Raw genomic sequence first — 14,644 nt, 5'->3', positions numbered from 1 at the left:
AGTTATTTGACAAATTTCGAGTTACACACCCATTATATTCCTAAGTTATAGAGATTCCAAGGAAGTAGTTTTACAATCCCTCTTGAAAGTGACGTTACGTCATTTTATATAATGGCATGAAAGGAGGAGTGATTACTTTGCTTACGATTCACAATTTATCAAAACAAACTGGCATTTCTGTTCGAACATTACGTTACTATGAGGAGATCGGCTTGTTACTTCCTATAGCAAAGACTGAGGGAGGACATAGGATTTACGGAGAGAACGAGCTCAAAACGTTACAACAGATTGTATTTTTAAAGGCATTAGGCTTCAAGTTGAAAGAAATTCAGACACTTATCCATAATTCATGGAATTGGGAAGCAAGTTTAGACCATCAGTTAGCTTTTGTAGCAGAAGAGCAAAAGAAACTACAGCAGATGAAGAACACCATCCTTGGATTAAAGAATGCTTCGTCTATCGAAGGTGGGTTAACAGAATCCCTTATCCAAAAGTACATTAAGCTTTCAAATCAAGAACGAGATAATAAGCAAGCCTTCCGCCAGCAGATTTTTGCAGCTACGGAAATAGAACTTTTCCGAAAATTACCCAATTTAAATCAAAATGATCCTAATTCTTTAGAGTGGATTGGTTTATTAGGTCAATTAAAGCAGCTTCATAAGGAAAGCCCTGAAGCCGATTCCGTGCAGTTTATTATTAAACGAATGATGGAAAAGGCCAAGGTAGAATATAACGGAAATGATGAATTTTTAGAGAAGATGTGGACGATAAGAAAATCTACTTATAAATCTGAACAAATAGGATTATATCCTTTAGAGGAAGAATTTATACATTTTATAGAGCAGGCTTTTCATGTTTATGAAACAAAAAAACAGGCGTTAGGAAAGTCACAATCATGAACATAGAAATGTTGCTACTGATTGGCACCTTAGCTTTGTTAGACATGTTTAGTCCTTCTATAATTGGCGTATCCGTCTATATATTGCTTGTGGCTAAAAAAAAGCAGACCCGCCTTTTATCAACCTATTTAATGACTGTTGGGTTGTTTTACTTTAGTACTGGGATTTTTTTAATGTTAGGTCTAGGTGTCATATTCAGCCCTATTTCTAATTTACTAGATAGTTACTCAGCTCGATTAATCATGACCATTGTAGGAGGAGTTTTATTTATTGGCAGTTGGTTAGTACCAAAAAGAACGGCAAATGGATCACCTAAACCAAAATCTTTACATGTGAGCTCTATGGTAGCTTTAGGTTTCACAACTTCTATTTTAGAAGTTGCAACCGCTCTTCCTTATTTCGCGGCAATAGGTATTTTAACGAGTAATCAAATAGTGTTTTATGAATGGTTACCTTTATTGGCAGGATACAATTTAGTAATGATTGCACCAGGGATCATCCTACTATGCTTACATCTATTATTCCGCCGATTTATGAATAAACCTTTAAGAAAAATTCAAAAACTTTTTGATCAAAGAACAAGTTCGACCCTTTCTTGGATTATGTTCTTTGTGGGATTGATTTTACTTATAAATGGTAGGATGATTTAAAATAAAAAACGGTAAAAATCCATTATAAGTTGGTTTTTACCGTTTTCTCTTCAGATTTTTGTCATAGACGCATTTCTTTTCATCATCACGATACCAATGCCGATGCAGATAATTGTCAATGCTAGCGTAATGACTAAGCTCCACCAGTAATCTGATATCTCTATTGTTCCTCGAAATTTTGCAATTCCGTAGCTTGCTAGTTTCCACGGTGATATTGTCCAAAAGATTCCTATAATCATATCGATAATTTGCCCAACAAAGATCACTGTAAATGCACACGTTGTAGCAATAACTGTTTTAAAGCTGGCACTCATCATTAACGTAACAGCTATCACAAATAGCAACCAAATATAGTACGTAGAAAAGCTTACTAACAGTGCACTCACGTCCAACGTTCCATATAGAATAGTTGTATAATAGACACTTGCAGCAAACCCAGCTAAAATACTAACCAAACAAATGGTGCTCATAACAACAAATTTACTCAAAAAATATGCGCCAAATGAAATGGGCCGAGCATATAGTAATGTTGCCATACCATTAGCACGTTCCTTACTAATAGCTCCTACAAACGAAGCCATCATCACCAATAAGCCAATCGTTTGAAATTGCCCGATAGAAGCTTGAATTAAATCCAGTGGCATTAATTCTGGCATCAACATTTCAAAGCCCTCTGGTACATTCCCAACAGCATTTAAAATATCCATCATATAATAGTTTGTTAGTGGATCACTCATTCCAAGCAGAGCAAACACTAGAGGAATCCATAGAAACTTCCAACTCCTCCATGCTTCTCTAAATTCCTTTTGCAGAAGTACATTGAATCCTCTCATGCCTTTTTCGCCACCTTCATGAAAATTTCTTCCAAAGATGCTGTCTGTCGCTCTACCTTTCTAATTGTATAAGGACATTCACTTAACCGTTGAAGCAACATTTTCATCGTCGGCTCCTCATTCACGATCTCAATATACACATTACAACCTATTACATGATTAGACGGATTTGCAAAAAGCTTAGCTTCTTCTTCACTGCCAAATTCAATGACATAATTTTGCTCATCAAAACGTTGCCGTACTTCACGTAATGTTCCCTGCTCTACTAGTTTTCCATTTTGCAAGAATAATAGTTGATCTGTCATTTCTTCAGCATCATTTAAAATATGCGTTGAGTATAAAATAGTCGTCTCTTGCTGTAGTCCTTTTAATAAATCAAGTACTTCTCTACGGCCAACTGGATCTAATGCTGAAACAGGTTCGTCTAATAGCAGTAATTTAGGCTTATGCACTATTGCTTGGGAAATACCAAGTCGCTGCTTCATCCCACCTGAAAAAGAGGCTATTTTTTTATGTTGGGCATCCCCTAACCCTACAAATTCTAAGGTTTTTTGGGCTTCTAATTTAGCCTTTTTGGCTGCTACACCATTCAACTTTGCAGCCATTTCTGTAAACTCTAACGCAGTTAGCCAAGGATGAAATTGTGGATATTGTGGTAAAAAACCTATATTCGCACGTAAATCATTACCTAGCATCTTTACATTTCCAGCAGTCGGTTTCAAAAGTCCCGTTAACATAGATAAAGTGGTTGTCTTGCCAGCTCCATTCGGACCAATTAAAGCCGTAGAAGTTTTTTCCTCTAAGTTGAAATGAATAGCATCTACAACTTTGTGCTCTGCAAATTGCTTGGTCAAACCTGTAACTTGAAGTAAAGTTGTCATGACTGCTTTCTCCCCACTATAAAGTACGCAATTGACCCTAATAGATTAGCAAATAGAATGATAAACACCCAAAGAATTTTAGGGCCGTTTGTTGCATGAATTTTTCGTAAATCAATAAGTGCTACGATCATCAAAATAATTTGAATGATGATGAGCGGTGCTATAACTGCCCATGGAACTTTTGCTAATTCCTCCATCATACAGATCACCTCATTATTTGTTATACACTAACTATAACAACTTTGTTCTAATATGTATAGAACAAAGTATCTCTTACATCATAAAAAAAGATGTACCTTAATTAGTACATCTTCTCAATTATTTATAAAGTTTTTGCAAAGCATCTTCCATTTTAGGGCGTATAGTTACTACTGGACGAGCTTTTTTGACAGCTGACTGTGCTGCTTCTAACGAATCAGCCATTCCCAACTCCATTAAGATAGCAGTAGCTGCAACACCTGCACGTCCACCCCCACTTCCACAGTGAACATATACTTTCTGCCCTGTCTCAAAGGCTATAGCAACTTCTTGCGCTACTTGTTGGATGGATGATGCTACCTCACTATCTTCATCTGCTATAGGCATATGTTTATAAGAATAAGGAACTGTTTCCTGCTCTTGAAGAGATAGCCCTTGAACACGAACATCTATCACAACATCAACGGATTCTTGTGTAAATGCAGCCTCTGCATCTTTTGCACCGCCAAAGAACAGTTGATCCTTTACTAAAACATGGTAGTTTTTCTCCATATTCTCCACGCCTCACATGTTTATTTTAGTAAATGCTTAATATCCTCATAATATGGTAGAGCCGTTAAAGCACCTGCTTTTGTTGCGGCAAAAGCGCCTAATTTGTTGCCAAAGCTAGTACAACGCACTAGTTCTGCTTTTGTTGTAGGTAAACCATTATAATGGACATCACGTAGGACACCTGCCATAAATGCATCTCCCGCACCTGTAGTATCCACAGGCACTACTTTCTCAGTCGGTACATGGATAACATCACCATTAAGGACTGCATAAGTCCCGTTCTCTCCTACGGTAATTAAAATAATAGGCACTAAATAGCTATTTAATTGCTCGATACCTTCTTCTAAGCTACTTGTCTCTGTCAGGAAGAATAACTCATCATCCGTCACCTTTAAAATATCAACATCCTCGAAAAATGATGTAATCGTATCTCGACAAATTTCTTCACTGCTCCAACGTAAAGGACGGATATTTGCATCCATTGCAATAATCGCACCCTTGTCCTTAGCCATTTCTACTGCTGCTCGTGTTGTAGCAAGAGCTGTTGGATGGAACATTGTGCCTGAACACACCGTTAAAGCAGAGGCATGCTTAAAAGCTGCTTCATTTAGCTGTGATGGTTCAACTTGTAAATCGGGTGTTTCATCAACATAATCCTTAAAAATTCGCTCACATGCTTCTGTTAGATGCACATAAACACCACTTACTCGTTTTGCTGGATCAAATACGGCATAATCCAGTTTCACACCCTCTTGGGCAAGCCCATCTCTCACAAATTGCGAGCCCTCATCATCACCCGTAATTGTAATTAATGCGGAAGGCGCACCAATGCGGCTAATACCCGCTGCAACATTGACCGTTGCGCCACCCATATATTTAGTAAATGATGAGTTTGTTACATCATCAGCAATATAGTCAATAAAAGCATCTCCATAGACTAATATAAAATCCTTCTCTTGCTTTGTCATGATAGTCCTCCTGAAAGTCTAGTCATTATAGATTAACACGAAAATTGTTATTCTATAAAGGTTTTTACTTTTGGCATTTCTTTACGAGAGGATGGATAACTTGAGTCATCCCCTATCTTTGTTATACTTGCCTATAGAAAGGTAGGGATTATCAAAATGAGTATTACAATTCGACAAGCGCAACCACAAGATGCCCATGCTGTTGTGCCTTTAATTATCGACGCCATTGGCGATATTGCTAATCGGTTAACTGGTGAGCAATCAACGGAGGCTGTAATACAAGAGCTGACTGTTCTTTTTCAACAAGAAGACAATCGACATTCTTATTTAAATACTTTTGTCGCTACTGAAAGTGAACAGATTTTGGGAATTCTCGTTTATTATCACGGTCAACAAGCCGTTCATATGGATGCTAACCTTGTTAAATGGCTTGAAGCAAAAAATGCACCATCGATTGTTATTGACCAGGAAGCCCATGAAGACGAGGCTTACATTGATACAGTTTGTGTTGCACCAGCTGCACGTGGTAAAGGAATCGGAACATTGCTATTACAATTTGCCGAAGAGCTGACAAAGCAGCGTGGTTATACAAAATTATCATTAAATGTTGAAACCCAAAAAGAAGAAGCTCGCCGTCTTTATGAACGACTAGGCTTTGTTATTACGGAGCCTTGGTCAATTATTGATGAGCCATTTCACCATATGGTTAAACAGTTTTAGGAAGTGAATAACTAATATATGAAAAACAATTTGATTTACCCTCTTTTGATTGTTATTGCATCTAGTAGTTACGGGATCTTGTCGACTATTGTCAAAGTAGCTATGCAGCATGGCTTTACATCAGCAGAGGCTGTATCAAGCCAATATATTATTGGCTTTTTACTCGTAATATCCATCTTTATTTTTACTGACAGAAAATTACCAAGACCGTCCAAGAAGGGTTTACTTATTTTAATATGTGCGGGAATTTTTACAGGGACAACAGGTATCGTGTACGGAGAATCTTTAAAGTATCTTCCTGCTTCTCTTGCAGTAGTCATGTTATTCCAATTTACATGGATTGGTCTACTGATTGATTGTGCCCTCCATAAAAGATTACCAAGTAGACCTGAAGTTATTTCAATCGTCATCTTATTTATCGGAACGATTCTAGCTGCAGGTGTATTAAATGTAGATTTAAGTGACATTCCTATTCAAGGATGGCTATTCGGTTTTACAGCAGCCGTTACTTTTGCATGTTTTATTCAATTTAATTCTCGACCTGTCGAGGGCGTGACTACCACATCAAGGGTATTAATCGTTTCCTCTATAGCCCTTATTATGATCAGTATTTTCCTAAGCCCCGAGGTTATTTGGAACGGTAAACTATTCATGCAAGGCCTGTGGAAATATGGACTAGCACTAGGTCTTTTCGGTATCATTTTACCGATTTATCTATTTTCGATTGCTATCCCTAAAGTCGGTGGTGCGCTTGCTTCTATTTTAAGCGCCATTGAATTACCAGTGGCTGTTACTGTTTCCGTTATTGTTTTGCATGAACCTTTAACTGCTGTACAAATTATCGGGATTGTACTGGTGATTGCTGGCATGATGCTGCCAACTATTGTTGCACAACGTCAACAAAAGGATAGCCTATTAGAAGCACATTTATAAAACGACAAAAAACTCCTTAAAAATGGAATGATTCCTTTTTAAGGAGTTTTTTTGAACTTTAATGAAATGCCATTGCTTACCATTATGCACTTCGCTATGATGAATGCAAATGTAATTTTTTAATAATTCTAACATTAATGTTCCCCTTCGGTATTATACTGCAATATGCAAGTAACTTACTTTAAGAAAGGGGAAGTTGATGAAAAAAGCCTATATTCTTGGTTTTTTCCTTATGTTAATGCTTGTCGTTTTAGCTGCTTGTAATGGCAAAGATCAGCAAAATTCTACAAATGATGCAGCAAATAATGACGAGGCATCGAATGGTACACAAACAGAAGTAGCAACAACATCGCCTTCAGGCAAGCTAGTAATTTACACTGGACGTGACGAAGAAATGGTACAAAATGTGATCGATCAGTTTAATGAAAAATATCCAGACATTGAATTAGAATTTCTAACAATGGGTGCTCAACAGATTTTAGAACGTCTTCGTGGAGAGAAAGCCAATCCTCAAGCAGATTTTTGGTGGGGCGGAACGCAATCCGCACTCATTGTTGGCGCCAATGAAGACTTACTACATGCTTGGCAGCCGAGCTTTATTGACGCTATTGATACCGCACACAAAGATGTAGATGGACGTTGGTTCGGCGAGATGCTGTTACCTGAAGTAATTATGATTAATAGTGATTTACTAACAAAACAAACTGGTCCACAGGACTGGGATGACTTATTAGATCCTAAATGGAAGGATCTAATTTTAATCAGAGGTGTACTGGCGTCAGGTACAATGCGTACGATTTATTCTTCCATGATTGTACGACAAGGTGCGGATTCACCTGATAAAGGATACGAGTGGTTACTACAATTAGATGCCAATACAAAGGAATACACACAAGACCCTAATGCTTTGTATTTAAAACTAACACGTCAAGAAGGCAGTGTCTCCCTATGGAATCTACAAGATATTTTGTTAAAAAAATATACGACAGATTATCCTTTTGATTATATTTATCCTAAAAGTGGTGCACCTATTTTAGTAGACGGTGTAGCAGTTGTAAACAATGCGAAGAACCTAGAAAATGCGAAAATTTTTGTAGAGTTTTTATTTGAAAAAGAGATGGTAACACAATTAGCTAATGATTATTATCAAATTCCTACACGTTCAGATATCGACAAAGGCTCCATGCCAGAATGGTATCAGGAATTAGATTTAAAAACATTTGATATTGATTGGCAGCTAATGTCTGACAAAGAAGCAGAATGGATGGAATACTGGGATAACAATATTAAAGGGCGCGGTAAATAGTAGAACGGGTAAAAATTCGGCTTATACAGCGAATTTTTACCTTCCTGTATCATCTAGATTCTTTGTTAGAGAGGAGCTAATGATTGAGAAGTGTCAGAATCGAAAATGTCTCGAAGCAATTTGGTCAAGTGTATAGCGTGAAGGACTTAAATCTTGAAATAAAAGCTGGTGAATTTTTTACCTTTCTGGGTCCTAGCGGCTGTGGCAAAACAACCACTTTAAGGATGCTTGCAGGCTTTTATTACCCTACTAAAGGCAAAATTCTTTTTGATGATCGAGATGTCACTCGACTTCAGCCCAATAAGCGCAATATCGGCATGGTATTCCAAAATTATGCCCTTTTCCCCCATATGACGGTTGATGAGAATATTGCATTTGGTTTACAAGTTCGAAAATTTTCAAAAGCTGAGATTCAGCACAAGGTGGATCGAATTAGGGGTCAAGTACATCTTGCTGCTTACGGCAACAGAAAAATAAATGAGCTATCTGGTGGGCAACAGCAGCGTGTTGCTTTAGCTAGGGCACTCGTGATAGAGCCAGATATTTTATTGCTTGATGAACCTCTATCCAATCTAGATGCAAAATTGCGTGAGGAAACACGTATTGAAATCAAACGAATCCAATCTGAGCTTGGAGTCACAACGATATACGTTACTCACGATCAAATGGAAGCCATGTCTATGTCGGATCGAATTATGGTTATGGAAAATGGCTATATCAAACAAATTGGTACTCCTCAGGAAATTTATCATCAACCCAAGGATCGTTTTGTGGCAAATTTTATTGGTGAAACTAATTTAATTGAATGCTCAATCCAAGCTATTGATGGGGAAAATGTACAAGTACGAACAGTGAATGGACATAATTTAATTGGGCGAAAGCAACAAAGCTCTCCCTCTTTAACGCATATGATTGGAGACAAAGTATTTATTTCTATTCGTCCAGAATCGATTCAACTTGGTACTGGTGAAAACACATTAACAGGAAAAATTACATTTGTTGAATTCACAGGTATTAGCGTTAATTACATTGTAGATTTTACTGCGTTCTCACTTAAAGTAATGCTTATTAATTCTTATGACCAAATCAAAAAGATCGGTGAAGATATTACAATCCATATGGCACAAGATTCACTGTACTTTTTAGGGGAATAGGAGGAAGCCAATATGGGGAAACAGTCTGAAAGTACGTGGACGCGAATTTTGCATGCCAATTGGTTTGTCTATGTTTTAATATCGCCATTATTTTTAGTGTTATTCGCCTATGTGGTTTATCCCTTCTATCAAACTTTCATCCAAAGCTTTGCTGGTGATGAAGCATTCTTTCACTATAAGAAATTTTTTGATATAGCTAGTCCAGCAAATTTAGAGGCCTTGTGGACCAGTATTTGTATTTCATTTATCAGCGTTATTTGCTGTGCACTTGTTGGGGTAACAATGGCCTTTTTACTAGAACGCTATAATTTCCCTGGGAGACGGATATTGTCTGTTTTAGTTTTGGTTCCAATGGCACTTCCTCCTCTAGTAGGTGTTTTGTCCTTTTCATTTTTATATGGCGATAGCGGGATTTTCCCACGAATTTTTCAGCATCTATTTGGGTTGGATCACGTTCCTTTTGCCTTGAAGGGAATATGGGGCGTCATCGTTGTTCATACATTCACAATGTATACGTACTTCTATTTGACTGCCTCTGCTGCTATTAAAGGGCTTGATCCTGCTCTTGAAGAGGCAGCTACTAGTCTGGGTGCAGGGCGTATTCGCGTATGGACAAAGGTTATTTTACCGATGCTCACACCTTCTATTGTCGCCTCATCCTTATTGGTGTTTATGATTTCTATGGCTTCTTATACTGCACCTTTGATGTTTGGTGTGGAGCGTACTATGACGATGCAAATTTATTTATCACGTACAAATGGGAATCTTGAGATGGCGGCAACACAGTCGATGATATTATCTTTTGTGTCTATCACTTTTTTAATCATTATGCGTTGGTATCAAAATCGCAGAAATTATCAAAATCTGAGTAAGGGAATTAGTGTTCATCGTTCAGAGGTATCCTCAAAAAAGGTAAAAATTATAGCAACCATTGCTTCTTTTGTTGGCACATTAATATTGATACTGCCTATTTTAGTGTTGATATTGATCTCTTTTTCTGTGGATGGAGCTTGGAAAACGCAAATTCTCCCGACCGATTATACAATCGATCATTATATTGCCCTTTTTACCGATGAACGCACATGGCGACCTATTTGGAACTCCATTCAAATGGGTGTCATTGCAACACTGGGCAATATCATCTTTGGAGTCGCGGCAGCTTATGCTATGGTGCGCTTAAATTTTAAAGGGAAAACTTTGCTCGATATTTTGATAATGGTACCTTGGGCTTTGCCAGGAACAGTTGTTGCTGTTAATTTAATTGCAGCCTTTAGTACAGAAAGTATCTTTAGTTTTAATCAAGTATTGATCGGGACATTTTGGATTTTGCCATTAGCCTACTTTATTCGACATTTACCACTTGTTTTTCGATCAACATCCGCCTCTCTTGTACAGCTAGATCAATCAATTGAAGAGGCATCACGTGGCTTAGGGGCCAACTGGTGGTATACATTTAGACGTATTGTCGTGCCTTTAACATTCACCGGGATTTTAGCAGGGACACTCTTAGCCCTCGTGCAAAGCTTTGGTGAATTTGTTGCATCCATTCTAATTTACAGTACATCCACTATTCCATTGTCTGTAGCGATATTCCAAAAATTATATGCATTTAAATTTGGGACCGCCTGTGCTTATGGTGTCTTACAAATTTGTTTAATTTTAGTTGTCCTTATTATTTCTGAAAAACTATCAAAAGGCAGTGCTGGTACAGCCATCTAACTGCCAATCTATTAGGGGGCCTTGACAATGTTTGAAGATTTTCGCAATAAAACACAGCTGGAAGATGGGATGATATTCCCTTCTAACATCTATCGAAAAATCGTTTTACAGCCAGCTTATGATGAGGCAAAGAAAAATTTTTTAACAATTATGCTACAAATCAATATTGCTCATTTAAAAATGTTAGAAGAACAAGGACTTGTAAAAAAAGATGAAGCAAAGCAAATTGGGATAGCTCTAAAAAAAATTGACTTAAATTATTATCGTTTAGAGGATTACAGTCCCCAATATGAGGATTTATTTTTCCGCATTGAAAATAAATTAATAGAGCTTGCTGGTGATGTTGCTGGAAATCTTCACATTGGTAGAAGCCGAAATGATATGGGTATCGCCATCTATCGAATGACATTAAGAAAAAAATTATTATTATTAATGCGCGAGTTACTAACATTACGTGATGATTTAATCGCTGCTGCAGAGGAACATATCGATACCATTATGATTGGCTACACACATACACAGCAGGCCCAGCCTACAACCTTCGCCCATTATTTAAAGGCCGTCATCGACCAGCTAGAGCGTGATTTTGAACGAATGCAGCATGTCTATAAAACGGTCAATCGTAGCAGTATGGGAGCCGCTGCCTTAACAACGACAGGCTTTAATATTAGTAGAGAACGTATGCGTGACCTACTTGCCTTTGATGATATTATCGAAAATGCATGGGATGCAGTTGCAGGAGCAGATTATATAGCCGAGGCTGCAAGTATTGTACAACTTGCTGCACTCAATCTTGGCCGTACTTCTCAAGATTTTTTATTATGGGCTACTCAGGAGTTTAATGCGTTTACACTCGCAAGTCCATATGTGCAAATAAGCTCTATTATGCCTCAAAAGCGTAATCCTGTTTCTATAGAACATACACGCTCATTACTATCTGCAGTTGTAGGAGATGCAAGTACAGTATTACAGATGGTACATAATACACCTTTTGGAGATATCGTAGACACTGAGGATGATATGCAGCCTTATTTATGGCGTGCCATTGACCGCTTAATTGGTATTTACAAGTTGTTTGGTTCGCTTGTTGTTACAATGGATGTCAATAAGAAGAAGTTAAAAAGTCGCGCTGAAAATAGCTTTGCGAATGTCACTGAGCTAGCTGATACATTAGTCCGTTCAGAGGGAATTTCCTTCCGTCAAGCACATAGTATTGTTAGTAAATGTATTAAGGTTCTACTTGCTCATGGAGAGGAATCATTAGCTAGTCTTACATGGGGACTTGCTAATACACAATCGAAATTGATCACGGGCAAGGAATTAACTATTTCAGAAGAGGATTTTTATAAGACGTTAAGGCCAGAATCCTTTGTTGGTGTGCGAACATTACTAGGTGGTCCCGCTCCAGCCACTATGAAGGCTGCTCTTGAACGTTCCAAACTGAACGCCCATGATTTTTATGAATGGATTCGCTTAAAGGAAAGTTCCATTATTGAAGCAGAAAAAGAACTAACAGCCTTTCTAGAGGAATGGAATCAATGAAGCAATGGTTATTAATTATTGATGGTGGGGCGACAAAAACAGCATGTGCAGTTGTTCATGCTGAATCTGGTGACATTGAGTATTCTACATCCGCTAAAGGCTCTAATTATCAAGCCATTGGTGTTGAATCGGCTACGGCAATATTACAAGAGCTTTTAGCAAATGTTGAAAGATTTTTGCGAAAGTATCCTAATTCTCAAATTGCTGTAGCTACCTTTGCTTTAGCTGGCATTGATTCTCCGAAGGATCATGCAGCCGTCGTGACTATTGTTCAAAATGCTCTTAAGATCACACAGCTACAAATAGACACAATGATTATTGAAAATGATGCAGAGGCCACACTATTAGGTGTGACTGCTGGACAGGCAGGTGCACTGCTCATTGCTGGAACAGGAGCTATTGCCTATGCCTTTGATGGGCAGCGGATTGTACGTGCAGGGGGCTGGGGACATCGGGCTGGCGATGAGGGAAGTGGGTATTGGTTAGGACAGGAAGTCGTAAGAGCTATATTTAAAATGGAGGATGGTCGTGGGAAACCAACAATCTTAAAGGAAGCTGTCTATCAGTCTTTAGGTATACAAGATGTTACAGAGCTTGCCGAATGGCTATTCCAACCTTCCTATACAAATGCACAACTGGCCAAGATAGGCTCTTTTGTGGCAAGAGCAGTCGAGCAAGAAGATGCTTGTGCCATCGCAATATCTCAACAAGCTGCCCATGAACTAGTCCTTCTAGCAAGCGCTGTATTGAAAAATATTGACTATCAGAATGAACCATTTACTTTTTATTGTAATGGTGGTGCCATCAAGCATAATCCACTCATTTTAAAGATCTTTACAGAGGAAATAACCTTCATGTATCCTCAAGTGGACATTACCCTTTGTCAGCACCAGCCTATTACTTATTTAATTGAACGAACAAAAAGGGCATATGACTGTTTATAAGTCATTGCCCTTTTCTTGCTTTTAAAGTGCCAGTCTCTTCAATTCTTTCGTCGTAAAATAGAGATAGCCATCCTTTATAAATAAATCCTTCGAATCCTCCCTATTTAGTACCTCTTCTCCACTACCATCTGGACGAATCTTTGTTAAATACGCCCCTCGGGAATAATTACTAAAGTAGAGCCAACCATCCGAATAAACGATATATTGCGCCCGGGAATTTGTGACACGTTTCGTCTTACCAGTTTTCATATCTAGTACATATAGCTTATTGTCATCTGCAATATTACTATAAAACAATTGGTCTCCAACCTGTGCTGGGAAGTCTATATCATGATAATAACTATACAGTGTGCTTGTTGCTTTTGGATAGTCTTCAGCAATCCACGAGTGATCCTTCGCCATTGTACGGTCATCTACTAAAAAGTATTGGTAGCGTATTGCACCCTTACGATCAGGTACTGGATCATTCCATGTCGTATCGAGATGATACCACTGTCCATCCAACTTGACTAGATTCCACGCATGTCCCTCTTGACCTACATAGCCCACAATATATTTTGTTTCAATACCCAATTTTTGAAGCATAGAGTGAGCAAGTAAAGCATAGCCCTGGCATACTCCCCCGTGCTCAGCAAGAACGGTATAAGCGCTGTGTGGGCTAGAGTTCGTTTGTTCTGTATAGGAAGTATTGGCAACAATATAGTCATTGACAGCTCGTACCTTTTCTACATCCGTCATAGATTTTTTACTAATCCTAGCAATAATTTCTTGAACATTCATCTCTACATATGCCGCCTGCTCTGGCGTCATTAAATAGCTCTGTTCTCCAAAAATAGTTGCTTTATTTCGCCCATATTCATATCGAATTGAATGTTTACTTACATGGCCGTAAATATAGTCATCGCGTTTGATAGCATTGTTATAGGCCTCTTCTACAATTTGTTCAATTCTCTGTGTATTCCCTTTATATTGAATTTCAAACTTTGGTGAAAAGCTATTATAATACGCATACATCGCATCAGCCAGTTCCTTGGCATTTGTCACGACTAACTTTGTTTCAGGTTTCTGAATAGGTGGAGCTGTAGGGGCTACCTCCACTTCATGTACATCTTCTATAGGTAGGGCTGTTTCTATTGAGGCATTATCTGAAAGTCTTGCAGTAACATCTACGATCTTCTCCTTTGTTGAAAGTAGCATCGTTTCTATTTCATCATTATTTGTCCAATCGACCACCTGCTGAATAACTGCCTTACCAGCTGTATAAATAGGATCAATAAAAATAATAATAATGGCAATTATAGCTAATTTCTTCCACAAACTCCTCACCTCCAACCGTCTTCCTTAC

The 14,644-nt window shown here is 38.1% G+C and carries 15 protein-coding genes; 9 read left to right on the top strand and 6 right to left on the bottom strand.

Going from position 1 to position 14,644, the window contains the following annotated elements; all coding sequences use genetic code 11:
• The first annotated feature begins 128 nt into the window (after positions 1 to 128).
• On the top strand, positions 129 to 899 hold the full coding sequence (locus RCJ95_RS22290) for a MerR family transcriptional regulator (protein ID WP_446722795.1): 771 nt from the start codon (positions 129 to 131) through the stop codon (positions 897 to 899).
• Positions 896 to 1,549, top strand: a complete 654-nt coding sequence (locus tag RCJ95_RS22285; protein ID WP_257520926.1) for a GAP family protein — start codon at positions 896 to 898, stop codon at positions 1,547 to 1,549. The genes RCJ95_RS22290 and RCJ95_RS22285 overlap by 4 nt, the downstream gene beginning before the upstream one ends.
• Before the next feature lie 50 nt (positions 1,550 to 1,599).
• On the opposite strand, the gene RCJ95_RS22280 is transcribed toward RCJ95_RS22285, so the two are convergent.
• From RCJ95_RS22280 to RCJ95_RS22260, 5 genes are all read right to left on the bottom strand, one after another.
• Positions 1,600 to 2,382, bottom strand: a complete 783-nt coding sequence (locus RCJ95_RS22280) for an ABC transporter permease (RefSeq protein WP_446722794.1) — start codon at positions 2,380 to 2,382, stop codon at positions 1,600 to 1,602.
• The gene (locus tag RCJ95_RS22275; protein WP_221681331.1) at positions 2,379 to 3,263 is read right to left on the bottom strand and encodes an ABC transporter ATP-binding protein; all 885 of its coding nucleotides are present in this window, start codon (positions 3,261 to 3,263) and stop codon (positions 2,379 to 2,381) included. Before RCJ95_RS22275 ends, RCJ95_RS22280 begins: the two co-directional genes overlap by 4 nt.
• Entirely contained in the window at positions 3,260 to 3,463 is a 204-nt protein-coding gene (locus RCJ95_RS22270; protein ID WP_446722793.1) for a PLDc N-terminal domain-containing protein, read from the bottom strand. The genes RCJ95_RS22275 and RCJ95_RS22270 overlap by 4 nt, the downstream gene beginning before the upstream one ends.
• A 118-nt stretch (positions 3,464 to 3,581) precedes the next feature.
• Positions 3,582 to 4,013 carry a protein-tyrosine phosphatase family protein gene (locus RCJ95_RS22265; RefSeq protein WP_312129267.1) on the bottom strand — a complete coding sequence of 144 codons (432 nt, stop codon included), beginning with the start codon at positions 4,011 to 4,013 and terminating at the stop codon, positions 3,582 to 3,584.
• A 20-nt stretch (positions 4,014 to 4,033) separates the two neighbouring features.
• Positions 4,034 to 4,981, bottom strand: a complete 948-nt coding sequence (locus tag RCJ95_RS22260; RefSeq protein WP_221681329.1) for a carbohydrate kinase family protein — start codon at positions 4,979 to 4,981, stop codon at positions 4,034 to 4,036.
• Positions 4,982 to 5,137: 156 nt separating this feature from the next.
• Between RCJ95_RS22260 and RCJ95_RS22255 the strand changes: the two genes are divergently transcribed.
• The 7 genes from RCJ95_RS22255 to RCJ95_RS22225 all read left to right on the top strand — a co-directional run bounded on the left by RCJ95_RS22255 (position 5,138) and on the right by RCJ95_RS22225 (position 13,299).
• A complete protein-coding gene (locus RCJ95_RS22255; protein WP_202342698.1) occupies positions 5,138 to 5,701 on the top strand; it encodes a GNAT family N-acetyltransferase in 564 nt (187 codons plus the stop codon).
• 18 nt (positions 5,702 to 5,719) lie between these two features.
• Positions 5,720 to 6,634, top strand: a complete 915-nt coding sequence (locus RCJ95_RS22250; RefSeq protein ID WP_221681327.1) for an EamA family transporter — start codon at positions 5,720 to 5,722, stop codon at positions 6,632 to 6,634.
• Between the two features lie 199 nt (positions 6,635 to 6,833).
• The gene (locus RCJ95_RS22245; RefSeq protein ID WP_446722792.1) at positions 6,834 to 7,940 is read left to right on the top strand and encodes an extracellular solute-binding protein; all 1,107 of its coding nucleotides are present in this window, start codon (positions 6,834 to 6,836) and stop codon (positions 7,938 to 7,940) included.
• A gap of 83 nt (positions 7,941 to 8,023) precedes the next feature.
• Positions 8,024 to 9,094, top strand: a complete 1,071-nt coding sequence (locus RCJ95_RS22240; RefSeq protein ID WP_009371494.1) for an ABC transporter ATP-binding protein — start codon at positions 8,024 to 8,026, stop codon at positions 9,092 to 9,094.
• A gap of 12 nt (positions 9,095 to 9,106) precedes the next feature.
• Positions 9,107 to 10,813, top strand: a complete 1,707-nt coding sequence (locus RCJ95_RS22235; protein ID WP_257520922.1) for an ABC transporter permease — start codon at positions 9,107 to 9,109, stop codon at positions 10,811 to 10,813.
• A 27-nt stretch (positions 10,814 to 10,840) separates the two neighbouring features.
• A complete protein-coding gene (gene argH, locus RCJ95_RS22230) occupies positions 10,841 to 12,355 on the top strand; it encodes an argininosuccinate lyase (protein WP_221681324.1) in 1,515 nt (504 codons plus the stop codon).
• Positions 12,352 to 13,299, top strand: a complete 948-nt coding sequence (locus tag RCJ95_RS22225) for an N-acetylglucosamine kinase (protein ID WP_257520921.1) — start codon at positions 12,352 to 12,354, stop codon at positions 13,297 to 13,299. The genes argH and RCJ95_RS22225 overlap by 4 nt, the downstream gene beginning before the upstream one ends.
• A gap of 21 nt (positions 13,300 to 13,320) precedes the next feature.
• Here RCJ95_RS22225 and RCJ95_RS22220 read toward each other — a convergent pair whose 3' ends face one another.
• Positions 13,321 to 14,625: a transglutaminase domain-containing protein gene (locus RCJ95_RS22220; RefSeq protein WP_446722791.1), complete on the bottom strand. Its 1,305-nt coding sequence runs from the start codon at positions 14,623 to 14,625 to the stop codon at positions 13,321 to 13,323.
• Positions 14,626 to 14,644: the final 19 nt, after the last annotated feature.

It is taken from the genome of Lysinibacillus sp. BSL11 (genome assembly GCF_052928325.1).
The sequence above is the reverse complement of the archived record's forward strand: the minus strand, read 5'-3'. Positions and strand labels throughout refer to the sequence as shown.